Source organism: Lacisediminihabitans sp., assembly GCF_036404185.1.
Classification (GTDB): domain Bacteria; phylum Actinomycetota; class Actinomycetes; order Actinomycetales; family Microbacteriaceae; genus Lacisediminihabitans.
Map to the genome: position 1 here is coordinate 13,948 of NZ_DASWPB010000174.1, position 20,617 is coordinate 34,564.

General features: G+C 66.4%; 19 protein-coding genes. 8 read left to right on the forward strand and 11 right to left on the reverse strand.

Going from position 1 to position 20,617, the window contains the following annotated elements; genetic code table 11:
* The first annotated feature begins 38 nt into the window (after positions 1-38).
* Together VGC18_RS12735 and VGC18_RS12740 are read left to right on the forward strand one after the other, a co-directional pair.
* Entirely contained in the window at positions 39-449 is a 411-nt protein-coding gene (locus tag VGC18_RS12735) for a globin (RefSeq protein WP_331098014.1), read from the forward strand.
* Between the two features lie 106 nt (positions 450-555).
* On the forward strand, positions 556-2,259 hold the full coding sequence (locus VGC18_RS12740; protein WP_331097946.1) for an FAD-binding dehydrogenase: 1,704 nt from the start codon (positions 556-558) through the stop codon (positions 2,257-2,259).
* Positions 2,260-2,269: 10 nt separating this feature from the next.
* Here the strand turns inward: VGC18_RS12740 and VGC18_RS12745 are convergent, their stop codons facing one another.
* Positions 2,270-2,959 (reverse strand): hypothetical protein, encoded by a 690-nt coding sequence (locus VGC18_RS12745; RefSeq protein WP_331097949.1) that lies wholly within the window; start codon positions 2,957-2,959, stop codon positions 2,270-2,272.
* A gap of 88 nt (positions 2,960-3,047) precedes the next feature.
* Between VGC18_RS12745 and VGC18_RS12750 the strand changes: the two genes are divergently transcribed.
* Positions 3,048-3,917, forward strand: coding sequence for an acyl-CoA thioesterase II (locus VGC18_RS12750; RefSeq protein WP_331097951.1), 870 nt, complete (start codon positions 3,048-3,050; stop codon positions 3,915-3,917).
* A 197-nt stretch (positions 3,918-4,114) separates the two neighbouring features.
* Positions 4,115-4,486 (forward strand): Rieske (2Fe-2S) protein, encoded by a 372-nt coding sequence (locus VGC18_RS12755; protein WP_331097953.1) that lies wholly within the window; start codon positions 4,115-4,117, stop codon positions 4,484-4,486.
* Positions 4,487-4,610: 124 nt separating this feature from the next.
* On the opposite strand, the gene VGC18_RS12760 is transcribed toward VGC18_RS12755, so the two are convergent.
* From VGC18_RS12760 to VGC18_RS12775, 4 genes are all read right to left on the reverse strand, one after another.
* Positions 4,611-5,093 (reverse strand): thioesterase family protein, encoded by a 483-nt coding sequence (locus VGC18_RS12760; RefSeq protein ID WP_331097955.1) that lies wholly within the window; start codon positions 5,091-5,093, stop codon positions 4,611-4,613.
* Between the two features lie 10 nt (positions 5,094-5,103).
* Positions 5,104-6,786: an energy-dependent translational throttle protein EttA gene (ettA, locus tag VGC18_RS12765; RefSeq protein WP_331097957.1), complete on the reverse strand. Its 1,683-nt coding sequence runs from the start codon at positions 6,784-6,786 to the stop codon at positions 5,104-5,106.
* Between the two features lie 74 nt (positions 6,787-6,860).
* Entirely contained in the window at positions 6,861-7,367 is a 507-nt protein-coding gene (locus VGC18_RS12770; RefSeq protein WP_331097959.1) for a DUF6993 domain-containing protein, read from the reverse strand.
* A 148-nt stretch (positions 7,368-7,515) separates the two neighbouring features.
* Positions 7,516-8,091, reverse strand: a complete 576-nt coding sequence (locus tag VGC18_RS12775) for a single-stranded DNA-binding protein (protein ID WP_331097961.1) — start codon at positions 8,089-8,091, stop codon at positions 7,516-7,518.
* Between the two features lie 231 nt (positions 8,092-8,322).
* Between VGC18_RS12775 and VGC18_RS12780 the strand changes: the two genes are divergently transcribed.
* On the forward strand, positions 8,323-9,072 hold the full coding sequence (locus tag VGC18_RS12780) for a hypothetical protein (protein ID WP_331097963.1): 750 nt from the start codon (positions 8,323-8,325) through the stop codon (positions 9,070-9,072).
* Positions 9,073-9,168: 96 nt separating this feature from the next.
* Here the strand turns inward: VGC18_RS12780 and nadE are convergent, their stop codons facing one another.
* Together nadE and VGC18_RS12790 are read right to left on the reverse strand one after the other, a co-directional pair.
* Complete coding sequence (gene nadE, locus VGC18_RS12785) at positions 9,169-9,993, reverse strand: ammonia-dependent NAD(+) synthetase (RefSeq protein WP_331097965.1); 825 nt, start codon at positions 9,991-9,993, stop codon at positions 9,169-9,171.
* A 311-nt stretch (positions 9,994-10,304) separates the two neighbouring features.
* A complete protein-coding gene (locus tag VGC18_RS12790; protein ID WP_331098016.1) occupies positions 10,305-11,822 on the reverse strand; it encodes a glycoside hydrolase family 127 protein in 1,518 nt (505 codons plus the stop codon).
* A gap of 338 nt (positions 11,823-12,160) precedes the next feature.
* Between VGC18_RS12790 and VGC18_RS12795 the strand changes: the two genes are divergently transcribed.
* Genes VGC18_RS12795 through VGC18_RS16225 form a run of 3 tightly spaced genes read left to right on the forward strand, consistent with a single transcriptional unit; the run spans position 12,161 to position 13,280 of the window.
* A complete protein-coding gene (locus tag VGC18_RS12795) occupies positions 12,161-12,517 on the forward strand; it encodes a TIR domain-containing protein (RefSeq protein ID WP_331097967.1) in 357 nt (118 codons plus the stop codon).
* A 29-nt stretch (positions 12,518-12,546) separates the two neighbouring features.
* Positions 12,547-12,987: a RipA family octameric membrane protein gene (locus VGC18_RS12800; RefSeq protein WP_422653763.1), complete on the forward strand. Its 441-nt coding sequence runs from the start codon at positions 12,547-12,549 to the stop codon at positions 12,985-12,987.
* The gene (locus VGC18_RS16225; protein WP_422653762.1) at positions 12,984-13,280 is read left to right on the forward strand and encodes a DUF7701 domain-containing protein; all 297 of its coding nucleotides are present in this window, start codon (positions 12,984-12,986) and stop codon (positions 13,278-13,280) included. Before VGC18_RS12800 ends, VGC18_RS16225 begins: the two co-directional genes overlap by 4 nt.
* 473 nt (positions 13,281-13,753) lie before the next feature.
* Here VGC18_RS16225 and VGC18_RS12805 read toward each other — a convergent pair whose 3' ends face one another.
* From VGC18_RS12805 to VGC18_RS12820, 4 genes are read right to left on the reverse strand one after another with little or no spacing between them, the layout of a single operon-like run.
* Complete coding sequence (locus VGC18_RS12805; RefSeq protein ID WP_331097971.1) at positions 13,754-16,801, reverse strand: type I restriction endonuclease subunit R; 3,048 nt, start codon at positions 16,799-16,801, stop codon at positions 13,754-13,756.
* A complete protein-coding gene (locus VGC18_RS12810) occupies positions 16,794-17,696 on the reverse strand; it encodes a GIY-YIG nuclease family protein (RefSeq protein WP_331097973.1) in 903 nt (300 codons plus the stop codon). Before VGC18_RS12810 ends, VGC18_RS12805 begins: the two co-directional genes overlap by 8 nt.
* Entirely contained in the window at positions 17,696-18,919 is a 1,224-nt protein-coding gene (locus VGC18_RS12815; RefSeq protein ID WP_331097975.1) for a restriction endonuclease subunit S, read from the reverse strand. Before VGC18_RS12815 ends, VGC18_RS12810 begins: the two co-directional genes overlap by 1 nt.
* Positions 18,916-20,484: a type I restriction-modification system subunit M gene (locus VGC18_RS12820; RefSeq protein WP_331097977.1), complete on the reverse strand. Its 1,569-nt coding sequence runs from the start codon at positions 20,482-20,484 to the stop codon at positions 18,916-18,918. The genes VGC18_RS12815 and VGC18_RS12820 overlap by 4 nt, the downstream gene beginning before the upstream one ends.
* Between the last annotated feature and the right edge of the window lie 133 nt (positions 20,485-20,617).

Consider the following 20,617-nt stretch of genomic DNA (forward strand, 5'->3'; position numbering starts at 1 on the left):
CGCCAGCCGCGACTCCGGCGGCGAACGGCGCTCCGCTGATGCTTCGAGTGTCGCCGGGTGGGGAGGCGGCCGGTGGAAGCCTCTATGACCAGGTCGGCGGGCATGAGACGTTCCGCCGGCTCGTCGACGCGTTCTATCGCGGCGTCGCCGACGACCCGGTGCTGCGTCCGATGTATCCCGAGGAGGACCTGGGCCCCGCATCCGATCGGCTGCGGATGTTCCTGGAGCAGTATTGGGGCGGGCCGACCACGTATAGCGAGCGCCGCGGCCATCCGCGCCTGCGCATGAGGCACGCCCCGTTCGCCGTGACCCCGGACGCCCGCGACCGATGGCTGACCCACATGCGCGCCGCACTCGACGAGGTCGCCCTGCCGCCGCTGCAGGATGCGACGCTGTGGGCGTACCTCGAACGCGCCGCGCACGCGATGGTGAACACGTTCGACCAGTAGGGCCGCGCCGCGACGACAGGCTGGATGCGACGGCGCGCGGGCAGCGATACTGAGACATCGCCGCGATGACACCGAGGCGGTGAGATCCGTTTCGAAGGAGACCCGGATGCCCCCAACGCCCGCAGCCTCGCCCGCACCCGCCACCGCCACCCCCGCGGATCCGACCAGCGCCGACGCGATCGTCGTCGGGGCGGGGCTCGCCGGCCTGGTCGCCGCCGCGGAGCTGCTGGACCACGGCAGACGCGTCCTGCTCCTCGAGCAGGAGCCTCCGCAGTCGCTCGGCGGGCAGGCGTTCTGGTCGTTCGGCGGTCTGTTCCTGGTGGACTCGCCGGAGCAGCGTCGCCTGGGCATCCACGATTCGCTCGACCTCGCCAGGCAGGACTGGTTCGGCACGGCCGGCTTCGACCGGGAGGAGGACCGGTGGCCGCGGCGCTGGGCGGAGGCCTACCTGGAGTTCGCGGCCGGCGAGAAACGGCGCTGGCTCCGGGCCCGGGGCGTGCGGCTGTTCCCCGTCGTGGGGTGGGCCGAGCGCGGCAGCGGAACGGCGGGCGGTCATGGCAACTCGGTGCCGCGCTTCCACATCACCTGGGGCACCGGTCCCGGCCTGCTCCGACCGTTCATCGAGCGGGTGCGGCGAGGGCAGGACGAGGACGGGGCGGTGCTCGCGCACCGGCATCGGGTGGACGAGCTGATCGTCGAGCACGGATCCGTGGTCGGCGTGCGCGGGAGCATCCTCGCCCCTGACGACGCGGAGCGCGGAGTCGCCAGCACTCGCGACGTCGTGGGCGAGTTCGAGTTCCGTGCGCCCGCCGTGATCGTCACCTCGGGCGGCATAGGCGGCAACCACGAGCTGGTGCGGGAGAACTGGCCGGGGCGTCTCGGAGCACCGCCCGCGCACATGCTCGCCGGCGTTCCGGCCCACGTCGACGGACGGATGATCGCGATCGCGGGGCGGGCCGGGGCCCGTGTGATCAACACTGACCGCATGTGGCACTACACGGAGGGGATCCGGAACTGGGCACCGGTGTGGCAGAACCATGGCATCCGGATCCTGCCCGGTCCCTCGTCGCTCTGGTTCGACGCGAACGGCGTTCGTCTGCCCGCTCCCCTGTTCCCCGGCTTCGACACGCTCGGCACCCTCGAGCACCTCCAGAGGACCGGACACGACTACAGCTGGTTCGTGCTGACGCAGAAGGTGCTCGAGAAGGAGTTCACCCTCTCGGGGAGCGAGCAGAACCCCGACCTGACCGAGAAGGACGTGCGCCTGCTGCTGCAGCGCGTACGCCCGGGGGCGCCCGCTCCGATCGAGGCCTTCACGCGCAACGGCGCCGACTTCGTGGTCGCCGCGACCCTTCCGGAGCTCGTCGCGGGCATGCGCGCCATCGCCGACACACCGTTCGATGAGACTGCCATCGAGCGCGCCGTGCTGGAGCACGACCGGGAGCTCGACAACCGGTTCTCCAAGGATGCCCAGCTCGCCGCGATCACCTCTGCCCGCCGCTATCGCGGTGACAGGCTGCTGCGCGTGGCCGCACCGCACAAGTTCCTCGACCCGAAGGCCGGCCCGCTCATCGCGGTGAAGCTGCACATCCTCACCCGCAAGACGCTCGGCGGCATCGAGACCGACCTGCAGGGGCGTGCCCAGGACGCGAATGGGGGGAGCGTTCGCGGGCTGTATGCCGCGGGCGAGGTGAGCGGGTTTGGCGGCGGCGGCGTGCACGGCTATCGGTCGCTGGAGGGCACGTTCCTCGGCGGATGCCTGTTCTCCGGCAGGCAGGCCGCCCGCGGGGTGCTCGCCGACCTCGCCTGAGGCGCCTCTGTCAGCCGCGAAGGGACCAGGCAGGACGCTTCAGGAGCACATGCCCGCGAAGCAGGGTGAGACGCGTCCACGGCCCGGTCTCGTGCACGGTCACCGGTTCCTCCGGCTCCCCGAGGAAGCCCAGCGAGCGGGCGGCGAACGCGGCTCCGGCCGCGACGTATTCCAGTTCCGGCATGGGTCTGCTCCAGACCTCCGCGCGCACGCGTTGCACGAGCTGCTCCCCCGCCTCGTGCGGAATCGCGGACGCCACCTCGGCGATCCCCTCGTCCGCGGACCGCGCCAGCACCGCGGCGGTGGTCTCGCCGACGCGACGCCAGCCGCCGCGCGGCGGCGTTATCCCGGCCCAGGTGACGGTGCTCACCTGCAACGGCAGCCGGATGCCGATCGGGTTGGCCTCCTCGTCCGCCTGGCGCGGGGCGTCCGCCGCGCGTGCCAGGCGGTCGAGCAGCGACCGGGTGGGGACGACGGCGTCGAAGACAGCACCGGGGTCGGTCACGAACGTGCGCAGGCCGAGCACGGTGGGTATGCGATCGAGCAGGCCGCGTGGGTACAGCACGGCCGTGTATGCCGCCAGCACGCCGGAGCCGGCGATCAGTCGCACGGACCCGTCTTCGACGCGGCCCGCGCGCGACAGGTACACCTGGAGGTCGGAGACGGCGAGCGCATCGACCAGGGAGAAGGACTCACTCATGTGCTGTCTAAACTAACGGAATGCGACCCACGCCACGGTCGCGCTGCGCGCCCAGACGCGGCATCCCGCACACGATTCCAGAGGCACCATGACGCTTCCCCTCGACGGCCTGCTCGCCGCTCTCGACCTGACCGACACCGGCGCCCGCACCGACGAGGACATCTTCACGGGACCGAGCCTGTGGATGCCGCACGGCCGAGTGTTCGGCGGCCAGGTCCTGGCCCAGTCTCTGGTCGCGGCGATGCGCACGATGCCGGAGGGCCGCGCCGTGCACTCGATGCACGGCTACTTCCTTCGACCCGGCGACGTCAACGAGCACATCACGTTCTCCGTCGACCGCATCCACGACGGCCGGTCGTTCTCGACGCGCCGGACCCAGGCATACCAGCACGGACTGCCGATCCTGTCCATGATCGCCTCCTTCCAGGACCCGAGCGAGGGTCTCGAACACCAGGCCGAGATGCCCTCCGGCTTTCCGGGGCCCGACGAGCTGCCCAGCGACGCGGACATCCTGGCCGGCTTCGAGCATCCGATCGGCGTCTACTGGCGCACCGAGCGGCCGTTCGACCTGCGGCACGTCCCCTCCCCGGTATATCTCACGGTCGAGGGCGAACGGGTCGCGCACCAAGCCGTGTGGTTCAAGACGCTCGGACCGCTCCCGGACGATCCGGACCTGCACCGTGCCGCGCTCGCCTACGCCAGCGACTACTCGATCCTGGAACCGGTGATGCGACGCCACGGGATCAGCTGGTCCACCCCCGGCCTGAAGATGGCCAGCCTGGATCACGCGATGTGGTGGCACCGGTTCAGCCGGGTGGACGAATGGCTGCTCTACGTACAGGAGTCGCCGAGCGCGACCGGCGGCCGCGGTCTGGCCACCGCCAACATCTTCACACGCGAGGGCACGCTGGTGGCCACGGTCGCCCAGGAGGGGATGATCCGACTGGCGCATGGCTGAGCCGACGGCCGTCCGGTCACCGGCTCGCACGGATCACCGGCCGCCTCCACCGTGCGTGGCGGGTGCGGGAGCGCGCCTCGTCTCAGCGCCGCCACAGCATCGCACGTCATGGTGATAGTGCTGCGGCCTCGGCGCGGCCGCCATCGGCGACGCGAGCGCGCAGACGTCGCGTCGCCCTCGGCGGGGCGAGCGTCGCCATGGCCGCCGTCGCTCTTGCCGGCTGTTCCGCCGACGGGGACCAGAGCGGCGGATCCTCCGGCGAGCACACCCGGGCCGGCTCCGCCACGGTCGAGCTGGCGAAGGTGCCGGTCGGCGGCGCGCTTGCGGCGACGATCGACGATCAGCCCGTCGTGATCGCCCAGCCGACGGAAGGACGGGTCGTGGCGTTCTCCGCGGTCTGCCCGCACCAGGGATGCGTCGTGAAGCCGTCGGGCGACGAGTTCGACTGCCCGTGTCACGGCTCGCGCTTCGACGCAGCGACAGGGAAGGTGCTGCACGGGCCGGCCACACGCGGATTGACACGGCTCACGGCATCCGTCGACGGCGGCACCGTGAACGTAAGACCCTGAGGACGGCGCGACCGTGACGGAGCGAGCATGAGGACGGCGCGACCATCGAACCCCGGCGCTCGAACGTGGGCTCCGAGGGCGCCGGCGCGTGACGTCGGCGCCGCGGTGATGGCGGCGCCGGAGCTCACCGACGGTGGAACTCGATCGCCGGCTCCTGATAGGGCGACCAGGCAACGCGTTCCCGATCGTTGACGCGGCGCGGACGGCCGGTGGCCGCATCGACGAGCACGATCGTCGTCGCGGCGCGCGAATACAGGGTCGCCGGCTCGAGCCCGGCAGGCGACCAGACCTCATAGCACAGTTCGAGGCTCGCTCCGCCGATCGCTGCGACCCAGATCTGGATGTCCAGGGGCTTGCGCATGTAGGGGATCGGAGCGAGGTACTCGATCTCCTGGCGCGCGATGAGGCTCAGGGTGTCCGCACCCGGACGGCTGTCCAGCACGGCGGTCGAGGCGCCCAGCGCCTCGCCCCGATCGACGTCGTCCTCGGAGTCATCCGTCCACAGGGCCACGATCCTGGCCTCCTCGAGAAGCCGCAGCATCTCGGCGTTGTTCACATGGCCGTAGGCATCCAGGTCGCTCCAGCGCAGCCGGATCGGCACCCTCATCCGCACGGATTCAGTCTCTCGTGAGCTTGCGGTACGCGGATCGATGCGGCTTCGCGGCGTCCGGACCCAGGCGCTCCACCTTGTTCTGCTCATATGCCTCGAAGTTGCCCTCGAACCAGTACCAGTTCGCCGGGTCGTCGCTGGTCCCCTCGTAGGCGAGGATGTGCGTGGCGATGCGGTCGAGGAACCATCGATCGTGGGTGATGACCACGGCGCAGCCGGGGAACTCGAGCAGAGCGTTCTCCAGGCTGGAGAGGGTCTCGACGTCGAGGTCGTTCGTCGGCTCGTCGAGCAGGAGCAGGTTGCCGCCCTGCTTGAGGGTGAGGGCGAGGTTGAGCCGGTTCCGTTCGCCGCCGGAGAGCACGCCCGCCTTCTTCTGCTGATCCGGGCCCTTGAACCCGAAGGTCGACACATAGGCTCGGCTGGGCACTTCGGTCTTGCCGACCTGGATGTAGTCCAGGCCGTCTGAGACCACCTCCCACAGCGTCTTGTTGGGGTCGATCCCGCCACGCGACTGGTCGACGTAGGAGATCTCGACGGTCTCGCCGATCTTCAGCTCACCGCCGTCGAGCGGCTCGAGTCCCACGATCGTCTTGAACAGCGTCGTCTTTCCCACGCCGTTCGGACCGATGACGCCGACGATTCCGTTGCGCGGCAGCGTGAAGCTCAGCCCGTCGATGAGCGTGCGATCGTCGAAGCCCTTCCGCAGGTTCTTCGCCTCGATCACCAGCTGGCCGAGCCGCGGCCCGGGCGGAATCTGGATCTCCTCGAAATCGAGCTTGCGGCTGCGCTCCGCCTCCGCGGCCATCTCCTCATACCGTGCGAGTCGTGCCTTCGACTTGGCTTGCCGTCCCTTCGCCCCGCTGCGCACCCACTCGAGCTCGTCGGCGAGGCGTTTGGCCAGCTTGGCATCCTTCTTTCCCTGCACCTGCAGGCGTTCGCGCTTCTTCTCCAGGTAGGTGGAGTAGTTGCCCTCGTAGGGGTACAGGTGCCCACGGTCGACCTCGGCGATCCACTCCGCGACGTGGTCCAGGAAGTATCGGTCGTGCGTCACGGCGAGCACCGCACCCGGGTACTTCTGCAGATGCTGCTCCAGCCAGAGCACGCTCTCGGCGTCGAGGTGGTTCGTCGGCTCGTCCAGCAGGAGCAGGTCGGGCTTCTGCAGCAGCAGCCTGCACAGCGCAACACGGCGCCGCTCGCCGCCGGAGAGCACGGAGACCGGGGTGTCCGAGGGCGGGCAGCGGAGGGCGTCCATCGCCTGTTCCAGCTGGGAGTCGAGATCCCATGCGTCTGCGGCGTCGATCTGCTCCTGAAGGGTGCCCATCTCCGCCAGCAGGGTGTCGAAGTCCGCGTCGGGCTCTGCCATGGCCGCCGAGATCTCATTGAACCGGTCGACCTTCGCCTTGATCTCGCCGACGCCCTCCTGCACGTTCTCCAAGACGGTCCTCGACTCGTCGAGCTCCGGCTCCTGGAGGAGGATGCCGACGCTGTAACCGGGTGACAGCTTCGCCTCGCCGTTGGAGGGGGTGTCGAGCCCGGCCATGATCTTCAGGATGGTGGACTTTCCGGCACCGTTGGGACCGACCACGCCGATCTTCGCACCGGGCAGGAACGCCATGGTGACGTCGTCGAGGATGAGCTTGTCGCCCACCGCCTTCCGGGCGCGCACCATCGAATAGATATATTCGGCCATGCGTTCCAGTCTATGGTCGCGGGCGCCGTGGCCTCGCCGTTGCGGCGGAGCAGGCCGGGGCGTCCGATCGCGTCCTACTGAATGGGCACGGTGTCTCCGATGAGGCACTTGCCGGTGGCCAGCACGGGCGCGACGGTGCTGTGGTAGCCGCCGATGTCCGCGCCGAACTGGCCGATCAGGCATCCGCCGTTGATCAACACGGAGAACTGCACGGAGCCGGGGCTGAGGTTCACCGTCGTCTTGTCGGCGGTCATCTGCATGGCGGATTTCGAGAAGCCGGCCGCGGCGAGGCCATCGACGAACTGCTGCGCCGAGGGGTTCTTCAGCGCGGTGATCGTGCGATTGTTGACGTAGTCGAAGAAGTCACGGTTCTGCTGTGCCGTGCCGTTCGGGTTCAGCGTGGGCAACGCGCTCGGGACGGGCGCGGACGACTGCGTGGTCGTCGGCGTCGCCGACCGCGTCGGAGCGGGCGTGGGCGCGTTCGCTCCGCACGCGGACAGCCCGACGACGAGTGCCACGGTTCCTGCGACCGCCGCAAGGCCGGCCGACAGGCGCCCCCGCGGTTGCCGGGCATCGGTCACGGATCCGACTCCCTTCCCGTCGCCGGACGCGGTCCGAGTCGACGCGTGAGCAGTCTAGGGCGCGGAATCCGGTATGGCATGGGGGCCGGCGTCGCCTCGTCGCCCTGTCGCCCGGCGGCCACGCACCGGTCGGGTCGGAGCACGGGCGTCAGAACGGCGGCTCCACCGCGGTCTCCAGGTGTCGCACCTCCGCGTCATTCGGCGCCTGCTCCAGCGCGCCGCCATCCGTGTCGCGTGCGAGCTGCGGCCGCGCCCCTGGCGCGCTCCCTCCGGGAACGGCCCAGCCATCGGCGTCCACGGCACCGCGCTCCGTCCGCTCCGGCGTCGAGCCGCCGGCCGTCTCGTCCGGACCCGTGCGCGCCGGACCGCTCGCCGCCTTCGCGAGGGTGCTGGTGCCGAACGTGAGGTCATGGCCGATGGCGTCCGCGATGAGCTGCACCGTGGTGCCGTGCCGCCCGTCCTTCTCCCATTCGTTCACCCGCAGCCGGCCGCTCACCACAACCCGGTCTCCCTTGTTCAGGGATTGCGAGCCGTGTTCGGCGAGACGGCGGAAGGCGACGACGGTGTACCAGTTCGTCTCACCGTTCTCCCATCCGCTCGCCTCCCGATTGAACTTGCGCTGCGTCGACCCGAGCCGGAAGGTGAGCCGGGCGAGCCCGTCGCCCACGATGGCGAGCGCGGGCGGGGTACCAACGACCCCCGTTGCAGAGATGGTGTCAGGCATTCTCGTGTCTCCTTCGATCGCGTGTTCCGAGATCGACTCCGCGCGCGCGGGCCGTGACTCCACTGTGGCCGCGCCGGCGAGGGCGCTGGAGGCGCGCGGCCGATGTGGTGGATGAGAAGCCCGGTGCGATGGCTGTGGACGACGAGTCTGTGGGCGCCGGCCACGCTCGTGATCACAGGAACACGGCATGGCTGCGCGAAGATCGACACCGACACGGGTAGTCTCCGGCCCATGCAGTGGTGGAATGACTTCTCTCAGTGGCTCACGTCCCAGGACGCGCGGCCGGTGATCTTCACCGCGATCGTGCTCCTGGTCTCCATCGTCGTCGCCGGGCTGCTGTCGGCCTGGATCGCGCGCGGCGCGATCCGAGGGCTGCTCTCGCGCGCGGAGCGCGAGCAGAAGGCCGCCGCCGTCGCCGCCCTGGTGGACGCCGCCGTGGAGGCGTCCGTCTGGAACTCGTTGACGCCTGCTGAGCAGTTGCTCTCCGATCGCTCGGTGGGTCAGGCGGACATCCAGGTTCGCCTGCTTCCGCTGAAGGGCGCGGCCGTCGCCGCCGACTGGGCCGCGCACCAGCTCGCGGAGCTCAAGCGCAACTCGGCCACGTACGGCTACAGCCTCGAACCGGCGATCGTCGAGTTCCGCGACCGGCTCGTGGAGTGGCAGAACAAGCCGCGCCGCTCACGTCGCCTCTTCCTCGAAGATCTCGAGAGGTGGCGCTTCGAGCGCACCACCACCGGCGATGCGGAGTCCGCGTATGCGGAACAGGACGACTGGGTCGCCAAGCAGCACCACGAGCGCTTCGTCGCGGGCTCCGCGGCCGACGCGACCACCGCCTCATCTGGGCTCCCGGCACGGGACTCCGCGCAAGAGTCTGCGCCTGCGGCAGCCGACGACACCGCCCTGCTCGAGGACTACAGCGCCATCGCCAGCCCGGTCGGCGCCTACGCGGCGCGCAAGCCCACCGGGCTCGAGGAGAGCTGAGCGAGCGGTCCCGCGCGATGCGCTGAGCGTTCGTCCGCCGCAGTCGTTCACCATCGCTTGCGCGGCAGCCGTCCGTCGCGCCTCATACGGCCGCGGTCAGGAACGCCACCACGTGTCGAACGGAGTCACGGGGGTGCGCCGCTTGTGCTCCGTGGACAGGTACTTCGCCTCGATGGCTTCGGCGATGGCATCCGGCACGTCCATGCCCTCGAGATACGCGTCGATGTCCCGATACCGGATGCCGAGGTTGTCCTCGTCGGCCTGCCCGGGGGTCTCGTCGAGCAGATCCGCGGTGGGCGACTTCTCGTACAGTCGCGAGGGCGCTCCGAGGTGCTCGAGGATCTGCCGGCCCTGGCTCTTGGTCAGCCCGGTGAGGGGCGTGATGTCCACGCCGCCGTCGCCGAACTTCGTGAAGAAGCCCGTGACGGCCTCGGCCGCGTGATCGGTGCCCACCACCAGAAGGCGGCGCTGGCCGGCGAGCGCGTACTGGGCGACCATGCGCATCCTCGCCTTCACATTCCCCTTGGTGAAGTCGTGGATCGGCTCGCCGGTCGCATCGGCGAACTCCGCGGCGACCCCGTCCACGCCGCGCTGCACATTGAAGGTGACGGCCCGTTGCGGCCGGATGAACTGGATCGCCAGCTTCGCGTCCTCCTCGTCTGCCTGCACCGCGTAGGGCAGACGCATCGCGATGAACTCGGCCTCGGCTCCGGACGCCAGCATCCGCTCGGCCGCGAGCTGACAAAGCCGCCCGGTGAGCGTCGAGTCCTGACCGCCGCTGATGCCGAGGACGAAACCGCGTGAGCCCGACGACCGGGCGTAGTCCACGAGGAACGAGACACGGGCCTCCACCTCTACGGCGGGGTCGATCGATGGCTTCACATTGAGCTGGCGGATGATCTCCGCCTGGATTTCGCGCATGGTGTGCACTTTATTCCGGTCGTGTTTCGGGCGCGCTACGTCGGATCCGCCGGGTCGCGTCGGCGCATGGCGGTCTCCGCCCGCGGAACGGCCGGTCGCATCGGAACGCCGAGCGCGCGGCGTCCGGATGGCTGCTGATGGGCCATGTCAGACGGTGGATGTTCGTTCCCGTGGCGACGACCACGTCAAGCCGGGCGAGCACGCCGTCCGAGAGCACGATCATCTCCGTCCGACCGAAGCTCCCGCACGGTCGTCTCGATCGGTCTGAGCGCCGAGGCGGGCGGTGGGCGAGCCCGCCGAGGGCGCACCACTCACGCCAGCGTCCCCTCGACCGGCACGAAGATCCGCATGGCGGACGGGCCGCGGTTAGCCCAGAGGGCGTAGGGAATCGCCACGAGGCGAAGTTCCTGTCCGCAGCTCGGGGGCACGTCTTCGCGACGCTTCCAGCCTGCACCCCTCCACCCCGCATCGTCGCGGGCACGCCCCGGAACAGTGAGCACGACGGCGCGCTGACCCAGGAAGTCTTCGCGGACCTCCTCGACCAGCTCGCCATCGCGGAGCAGCTCGACATGATTCAGATCGACACCGTCGGCTTGGTCTATGCCCTCGAACGCGTACACGACCGGGCCGCGCTCGATGGCGACTGTGCCGCGCACCGCGTCGACCGAAGGATGCGCGACCGTCAGTCGCGGCTTCACGGGAAGTCGCAGTATGACCACGTCGCCAGGCATCCAGGCGCGGTTCACACTCGCGTATCCGAGCTCGTTCACGGTGAACGTGCTCAAGACGCCGTTGACCAGCAGGCTTGCGTCCTCCGCCCAGTCCGGAATGCGGAACTCCATCGCCCAGTCCGTGCCTGGTGCTGCGGCGACGGTCACCGTGACCGTCCCGTCGATGGGATAGTCGGTGACGACGTCCAGGCGAGTCGCGCCGCCGGACACGGCCGCCTGGATGGTCGTCGGCATGTACTGGTGGATCTGGATTGCCTCGCCGGTGCGGGTCGCAACGTACGCGGCCAGCGATGCAATGGTGCGCATGACGTTGGACGGGCAGCACGCGCACTCAAACCATGCCGGGCGGGTCCCGGGCGCATCGGCGCGGTTCGGTCTGGTGTCGGTGGGAGCTGCAGGCAGCGCTGTCCTTCGCTGCGCGGGGTTGTTGTAGAAGAAGCCCCGCCGGTCGACGGCAGTGGATGCGGCGAACAGGTTGTACAGCGCCCGCTCGATCGCGTCGGCGAAGCGCGACTCTCCCGTGGCGAGCAGCAGACGCCAGCTGACCATGATGTTGCCGATCGTCGCACAGGTCTCGCCGTAGGCGAGATCGGGCGGGAGCTCGTAGCTGTCGCCGAACGCCTCGCCGACGAATCGGGAGCCCAGCGCGCCCGTGATATACGTCTTGGTCGCTGTCATGGACTCCCACTGTGTGAGTGCAGCGGTCAGCAGGGCCTCCTCCCCCGTCTCGATATAGAGGTCGACGACGCCGGCGAGAAGATAGACGGCACGTACCGCATGTCCGACGACCGTTGTCTCCTCGCGCACGGGTGTCGCGTCCTGGTAATAGGGGCTGTCGCCGAAGTTCGTGGTGTCCAGGGTCTTGTGCCCACGCACGTCGATGAACTGCTCGGCGAGCTCGAGGTAATCACGCTTGCCGGTCTCGCGGTACAGCTCGACGAGGGCCATCTCTATCTCCTCGTGGCCATCGGTGTCTGTGCGGCGACGGCCACGTCGAACAGGACTGTACGGTAATTGGTGTAACTCCGTTTCAGGAGTGACACATGAGTATGGAAGGCTCCGGGCCTGCCGTGGCTGCGACCGAGAATCGTTGAGAATCCGCGTGTTTTCGCGGTTCTCATGGGGTTCAGTGTACCTATGAGTACCGGCTCGTAACGGCCAATCTGGTCACTTCTGAGGGCAATCTGGTCACCAAAGTGGTCACCAATTTCAACGGCACCGGTTCTTCACACGACCGGCATCTGAATGTAGTTTTCCTGCCTCCAGACCCAACCCACGGTCAGGGAACGTCCTGGAAAAGTGGTGGCTCGGGCGCCACGCCGCAAGGCTGGCGATCGCGGACGGCACAGGATTGTCGGAAGTGCCGGATAGCGTGTGCGCAGCAGACCTGCCTCGGATGGGCAGGCAGACAGGAACCGATGGCGACCCGAGTCTTCGTGAGCTTCGACTATGACAACGATGCGCGACTGAAAGACCTGCTGATCGGGCAGGCAAAGAATCCGGGCTCGCCCTTCGAGGTGCAGGACTGGTCCGTCAAGACCGCCAGGCCCGGATGGCGTACAGATGCGAAGAATCGCATCGCGCGCAGTTCCCAGGTCGTCGTCCTTTGCGGGCGTCATATGGGTACGGCCTCCGGTGTGAATGTCGAGATCGAGCTCGCGCGCGAGGCCGGCAAGCCGTACTTTCTGCTTGCCGGCTACGACAATTCAACTCGACCCACTGCCGCCGCTGGCGACAAGCTGTACAAGTGGACTTGGGAGAACCTGAAGATTCTGATCGCCGGGGGGCGGTAACACTGATGCTGCCTCTCGAAGCGTTTGACATGTACAAAATGGCTGTCGAGATGGCCGACCGTGTATCGGCGCGACGCGGCCAGGCGAACCAGTTCTATCTGGCGGTCGAAACGCTTCTGCTCGGCATACCTGCATCGATCACGCTCCTGCTGTCCGCAAGCGCATCTGCGGGTCTCGATCCGTGGGTTACGTTGGTGCTCGGCATCTGCGGTCTTGCGGTCAGCACAATCTGGTGGATGCAGCTTCGCAGCTACCGCGACCTGAACACCGCGAAGTTCAAGGTCATCAACAAGATTGAAGCTGACTATTTCGAGGTCCGTCCGTTTTCAGACGAGTGGGCACACCTGAAGCACGATGAGAACATCAAGCGGTGGCGTGGCCGGTACGCAGAACTCGGTACGGTGGAACGCGTCATGCCCGCGGTGTTCGCCGTGCTGTATCTGGCGCTGATTGTGATTGGGTTCCTATGAACTATCTCGACCAGGTCGCCAGCGAAATCAAGCAGGCGATTCCAGCGGAGTTACGCCCGGACAACGACGCACAAGTCCTGTATCGCTTATACGCGCTCCTTGTCCTCACACGAGGAGTCGAGACCACCCTCGCTAATGTCCACGATGCATGGTCGGTGTGGATGCTCGGGCGTGAGCCCAGCCACGAGTCGCTGGTTCCCTTCGAGAGTCTTCCCGAAAAAGTGCGACAGGAAGACGAGCCATATCAGCGTGCGATAGTTGTCGTTGCGCGGGCTAGAACGGTCAGAACATAGAAGTTCTGAGGGCTCCGGGCTCGCCGCGGCTGCGGCCGAGAATCGTTGAAAATCCGCGTGATTTCACGGTTCTCATGAAGTTGAGTGTACTGACGCGTATCGGCCGATGACGGCCAATCTGGTCGCTCCTAAGGTCGATCTGGTCACCAAGGTGGTCACCGATTCCAGCGTCCCTGATTCTTGAAGTACGCCGCACTCGGATGCGGTTTTCCGGCGTCCGGGTCCCGATAGCGATCAGGGAGGCTATGAATCCACTCGACAGCTTCCCTCGGGAGGAAGCGAGGATCGACTTGGTTGACGTACCCCCATAGCGACTCACGTGACCAGTAAGGATCATTCCGAGATGGACCGCCGACCTCGGCGATCTCCTCAAGTACAGGCTCAGCGAGCGCCGCATACGGATGACTCTCGATCCACCGACGGTATGCCTTGTTCAGCAACGGGAGCCACTCTTGAATTTCCATCGAGCCCCCTTATCCGAGCCCGGAGAATCGCTCGAAGTAGGCCAGGAGCGCGTCGAGGACGGCCGTGCGTTTCTCGACGTAGTGTGCGGCCGCACCGGCGCCGAAGCGCGGCATCGGGGGCAGGAGGCGGCCGATGGCCGTCCCTCCCGTCTGCACGCTACCGTCGCGGAACGCGGCGGCCATGAACGCTCGTGTCTCCTCAGGCTTGAGGGACTCTCGCTCGATGATCTCGGCGAGTTCCTCGGCCTTGCGCTCCGCGATGAATCGCCGCCACTCTTCGTCGACATCCGCGCTCACCGCGATGGACGCGACGAAGGCTTCAATGAGGTCCTTCTTGGAACGCAGCGTGATCGAGGAGTCGAGGGCGCGGGTGATCGAGGCCGTGATCTCCTTGCCGGCCTTCAGGTCCTTGCCGCGGCCGTCGTTGTAGGAGCGCACCAGCATGAGCACGTAGTCGACGCCGACCTCGACGGACTTGACCAGCTCGATCTCGAAGACGACGTCCTCGGTGATCGCCTCCTTGTCAACCTTCGTCCGCTCGCGGCGCTCGGCGTAGAGGTCAACGTAGCGGCTCTGGTAGTCCTGGAGCACGCCTTCCGGAACGATCTCGTTGCCGGCGAACTCGTCGAACGCGGTGAGGATGTTCCGCAGCCGCAGGATGTCGCCGTAGAGGGCGATGAAGGCGTTCTCGGCCTGCTCACCGAACAGCGCCTCGCCGGGCGGGAACTCGGTGAGCAGACGGTCGACGAGCGCCTGGTAGTCGCCGTAGTAGTCGGCGAAGGGCTTCAGCACGACGATACCGCGCGCGTCCTTGTCGCCGAAGAGCGCGATGGCGTCGTTCGTCGCCTCTTCCAGGTTCCGGAACGAGACGATGTTCCCGTATGCCTTGACGGAGTTCAGGATGCGGTTGGTACGCGAGAACGCCTGGATGAGGCCGTGCTGCCGGAGGTTCTTGTCGACGAAGAGCGTGTTCAGCGTCGTCGCATCGAAGCCGGTGAGCAGCATGTCGACCACGATCACGAGGTCGATCTCGCGGTTCTTGATCCGCTGGGTGAGGTCGACGTAGTACCGCTGGAAGCCGTCCCCGCTAGTCGAGAAGTTCGTGCGGAACAGCTCGTTGTAGTCGTTGATGGCGTCTTCGAGGAAGTCCCGTGAGACCTTGTCGAGGCGGTCGGTGTCCATCGCCTCGTCGGGCAGCAGGTCGCTGTCCGACTCGGCCTCGTTGGCCGCGTAGCTGTAGACGATCGCGACCTTGAGACGCTGCGCCTCGGGGATGCTCTGCTGCTGCCAGGAGAACTGGTTGTAGTAGCGGCGGCCCGCATCGATGGAAGCCGTCGCGAAGATCGCGTTGAAGCCCGCGACGCGACGGCCGCGGAAGTCATAGGTGTCGTGCCGCTGGGTCTTCTGGTCGAAGTGCTCGCGAATGTACTCGACGACCCCCGCGATCCGCTCCGGGGCGAGCAACGCCTGCTCGGTGTCGATCGCCCGCACCTGCTTGTCGGTGATCACCGGCGGCGCCTTGATCGTGTCGATGTAGTCGATGCGGAACGGCAGCACGTTCCGGTCGCGGATCGCGTCGACAATCGTGTAGGTGTGCAGCTTCTCGCCGAACGCCTGCTCCGTCGTGCGCAGATGCACCTTGCCACCGCTGGCGGCGTTCACCGCGAAGATCGGCGTACCCGTGAAGCCGAAGAGGTGATACTGACGGAACGCCTTCGTGATCTCCGCGTGCATGTCGCCGAACTGTGAGCGATGGCATTCGTCGAAGATGACGACAACGTGCTGCCCGTAGATCGGGTGCTGCCTGTGCCGCTCGACGAAGACCGAGAGCTTCTGGATCGTCGTGACGATGATCCGTTTCGTCGGATCGCCGAGCTGCCGGGTGAGCACCGCGGTCGAGGTGTTGCCATTCGCGGCGCCCTCTTCGAAGCGGTTGTACTCCTTCATCGTCTGGTAGTCGAGATCCTTGCGATCGACGACGAAGAGTACCTTGTCGACCTCCGGCATCCGGGAGGCGAGCTGCGCGGTCTTGAACGAGGTGAGCGTCTTGCCCGAGCCAGTCGTGTGCCAGATGTAGCCGCCGGCCTCGACCTTGCCGAGCTGCTTCGCGTTCGTGGCCGTGACGATGCGCTGGAGGATCTTCTCCGTGGCGACGATCTGGTACGGCCGCATCACCAGCAACATCCGGTCGGTGTCGAAGACGCAGTACTTCGTCAGGATGTTGAGGAGCGTGTGCTTCGCGAAGAACGTCTTGGTGAAACCGACTAGGTCCTCGATCGGCTGGTTGTTCTCCGCGGCCCACCACGACGTGAACTCGAAGCTGTTCGAGGTCTGCTTGCCCCGGCCACCCCTGGTGCGCGCGGACTCGTCGATGTGCCGCTCGCGGGTCGTGTTCGAGTAGTACTTCGTCTGCGTGCCGTTGGAGATCACAAAGAGCTGCACATATTGGAACAGCCCGCTCCCCGCCCAGAAGCTGTCGCGCTGGTAACGGCCGATCTGATTGAACGCCTCGCGGATTGGCACTCCGCGGCGCTTCAGCTCAACGTGGACGAGCGGCAGGCCGTTCACGAGGATCGTCACGTCGTAGCGGGTGGACCTGCTTGCCGCCTCCGCGCCATCGACCTCGTACTGGTTCAGCACCTGGAGCACGTTGTTGTGGATGTTTCGCTTGTCCAGCAACGCGATGTTCTTCGTCGTCCGGTTGTCACGCCGGAACGCGATGATGTGGTTCTCCTGGATGCGCGCCGTCTTCTCGACGATGCCGTCCGAGTCGCGGGCCAGCTCATCGCGATAGAACCGCGCCCACTCCTCATCAGTGAAGGTGAAAGCGTTCAGCGCCTCGAGCCGCGCCCGCAGGTTCGCCACCAACTCGGCCTCGGACGTGATGCGGAGCCGCTCATACGCCTGCGCGACGAGCTGCCCGATGAACGCCTCTTCGAGCTGCGCCTCCGACTGGTAGGCGGCGACCACGGCCGGCTCCGGCGTGAATTCCGCGACGACCGTCGACTCGCTGGAGACCGCGATTGGCTCATACCGCAGGGCTGGAAGATCAGTCACCGAGACCCCGATCCTCCCAGGCGCCGTAAGAGATGCCTGCGTCGCTGACCCATTCCTTGCGACCGTTGCAAGACCGGCCGAGCGCCACCGCTCCCGCAGCGGACGGCGATCGGAACGGGATGTCGCGGGTCAGCGTTCCGACCTTCCCCTGCACCGCGATCGAGCCATCGGCCACGAGCTTTTGATGCTGGCTGCGGTACGCGCTGTACGCACGTCTCGTGCTGTCCGCGGTGCCGGTGGCGTTCCAGGACGCCACCACTCTCGAACCTTCGAGCACCAGGAACTCGTCGCCCACCTGCTGCGCGAGTGCACTCACCCCAGACTTCTTAAGTTCGAGGCGGAAGATCGGCGATTCGATCGAGGCCGCCTTCGGACTGTCAGGAGCGGGCCTGACCTTGATGGCGTCGACCCCGAGAACGGGGAGGATCACTTCGAGCTGCCCGATGAACGCCTCCATATCTGACGCCTGTGCCTCGGAGAGCTTGCGGCCCTGTGGGGTCTGGATGTTGCTCAGGTCGACGCGCTTCGCCTGGCGCGCCAGCTCGACGAGCCGGGCTTCCAGGTAGCCCCAGTGCCCCTCCGTGAGCGCGTCGTCCTTCGCCGACACGAGCACAGCTCGATCGAAGAACTCCTTCGACGGCTTCGCCTTGTGGTCCGCGAATCGCCTCGCGAAGCTCTCGGTCCGCCCGATGTAGCAGCGCACTCCGCCGAGCGCCTCATCATCATCGCCGAGCAGGAGGTAGACGCCGTTCCGCTGTGCCTCCGGACGCTTGAGCAGGTCACCGAGGTCCGAGCGCGGGCCGAAGAGCACATGGCCGGTCCAGCCGACGATCTCCGCCGTCGTGATCCCGCCCGGCACCCCCTCGACGAGGAAGACCTCAATGTGCTTCCCCATCATGCCACCTCCTGGAACGTCAGCAGCCGATCCCGGTAGTACCCGTACTGCTGCCGCCTGGCCTCCAGTTCGGCGGGCAAGCCGATTGAGAGGTCGTTCACGAGGGCATCGAACTTGTCGAGGATCGAGACGATCCGCCGCTGCTCGTCAAGCGGCGGGAGCGGGATGCGCAGCCCTAGGAGAATTTCGTCATTAAGGCTGACACGCGTTGACAGAATCGCCTTCTTCGCGATCTGCCGTCTGAGTAGAGACGACCGGAAGCAGTAAGCGGCAAATTGCGCATCAATAGCACCAACCCGCTTGGGGCGAAGCCGCTTCGTGAAGCCGTTGAACGTTGCCTTGGGGTAGTCCACAAGCGCAGCACACGCCATGCCCAGTCCGTCAATGTCCTCGCTGGTCCTCGTGACGAATACATCACCAGCTCTGACCGAATAACGACCCTGTTCCGCCAGGGTCGAATTAACCAGACTCTGAAGTTCAGAGGGAACGGCCAGATTGTTGAACACTGTCTTGAAGGACAGGAACGGCTGGCCAAAGCCGAACTGATCGGCGTTCTTCGAAAGTCCGGAAGAGGACTCGTATAGCTCACCCATCGAAACCCATCGGACCCTCTGGGGAGCCTCTGCGAAGCTCAGAAGCTGGTTCCGATAGTAGGCATACTGACGCCGCCGAGCCTCCAGCTCCGCCTCCAGCTCCGCCTCCAGCGTCTGGAACAAGTCGAGCACCCGAACGATCTCCCGCTGCACTTCGACAGGAGGAACGGGGATCTTGTACTTGAGGATCATCGCCTTGTCTCCGCGAGGCATCGCGGCGCCCTTGGCGAACTTTGTGTCGTACGCAAAGAACAGGTCCGACGCGAGCAACTGGTAAAGAAACCGCGGTTCGATCAACCCTACGTTCTCAAAGCGAATCCGCACCGAAAGCACATCGCCGGAGTGACCGCCGGACCCCGCAGCAAGCCAGATCTTCTTCAGGTATGGTCGGATATTCCCGATCAGGACGTCTCCGGGCAGGTATTGCGACACCTGACCTGATGACGGAACGAAGGATGATTCAACTCGTCCCCCGCGGTTCGGTCGGAGGTTGTCGACGCCGACGAACGAATGCTCGTCCAATAGCGCACCGTCGACGCGCGTCCGCGAATAGTCGGCGACCTCACCGAGGGTCTTGAATGGCACCCCATCCGGGCACAGCTCGCGGATGAGATCATCGATGCGGCTCATTCGTCAGCCTCCAGCTCGGCGACGATCGCGTCGATCTGCGTGCGCAGCTCGACCTGGCGGGTGACGATCCCGGCGATCCGGGCGTTCAGCTCGGTAATGTCGATCGCCTCGGTCGTATCCTCCTTGTCGACGTAGGCATCGACGGAGAGTCGGTAGTCGTTCTCGGCGAGATCGGCGGAGGAGACGAGCTTCACGAGGTAGTCGGCATCCGCCCGCTCGGTGAAAACCTCCATGATGCGGTCGCGGTGCGCAGCGAGCAGCTTGTTCTTGTTGCCGACGCGGGTGAAGAGCTTCGAGGCATCGATGAAGCACACGTCGTTGGTCTTCTTCGACCTCTTGAGCACGATGATGCAGGTCGCGATGCCGGTGCCGAAGAACAGATCGGGCGGGAGCTGGATGACCGTGTCGATGTAGTTGTTGTCGATCAGGTACTTGCGGATCTTCTGCTCCGCGCCACCGCGATACAGCACACCGGGGAACTCGACGATCGCCGCGGTGCCATCGACCGCGAGGTACGACAAGATGTGCATCGTGAAGGCGAGGTCGGCCGCCGATTTCGGGGCGAGCACGCCGGCCGGGGCGAAGCGCGGGTCGCTGATGAGCACCGGGTCGCTGTCGCCGGGCCACTTGATCGAGTAGGGCGGGTTGGAGACGATTGCCTCGAAGGGCTCGAAGTCATCGTGGCGCGGATCGAGAAGCGTGTCCCCGTGGGCGATGTCGAACTTCTCGTAGGGGATGTCGTGCAGGAACATGTTGATCCTGGCGAGGTTGTACGGGGTCAGGTTGATCTCCTGACCGTAGAAGCCCTGCCGGACCTTCTCCTTGCCGAGCACCTTGGCGAACTGGAGCAGCAGGCCACCGGAGCCGCACGCCGGGTCATAGACCTTGTTGACCTCGGACTTGCCCGCCACCGTGATGCGCGCGAGCAGCTCGGAGACCTCCTGAGGTGTGTAGTACTCTCCACCGGACTTGCCCGCGCTCGATGCGTACATCTGCATGAGGTACTCGTAGGCGTCGCCGAAGGCGTCGATCGTGTTGTCCTCGAAGCTTCCGAGCGGCAGGTCGCCGATCGCCTCCAGCAGCTTGACGAGCTTTTCGTTGATCCGCTGCACGGTGGGGCCGAGCTTCGGGGAGTTCACGTCGAGGTCGGCGAAGAGCCCCTTGAAGTCTTTTTCGCTCGCGGCTCCCGCCGCGGAGCCCTCGATGTGCTTGAAGACCGCGTCGAGCCTCTCGTTGAGGTTCTCGTCGTGCCGCGCGTGGGCACGAACGTTCACGAACAGCTCGGAGGGCAGGATGAAGAAGCCCTTCTCCTCGACGGTCACCTCCCGCGCCGGCTCCGCCTCTGCATCAGGCAGCCTCGCGTAGGAGAAGGTCGCGTCGCCAGTCGCGTACTGGGCACGGTCGAAGTGGGCGGCGAGGTTCTCGCTGATGTAGCGGTAGAACAGCATCCCCAGAACGTAGGACTTGAAGTCCCAACCGTCGACGGAGCCCCGCAGATCGTTCGCGATCCGCCAGATCGTCTTGTGCAGCTCGGCGCGCTGCGCTTCCTTTGTCGTCGGTGTCATCAGAACTTGGCCTTCATCCTCAATACCGACACAAGGTTGATCCTATTGACTCGCTCGCGGCGTCCCGGACCACAGCTCGCCCCGGAAGTACCACGCTTCTTGCAGATCAGGTGCTCCGCATATGCTGCGGGGC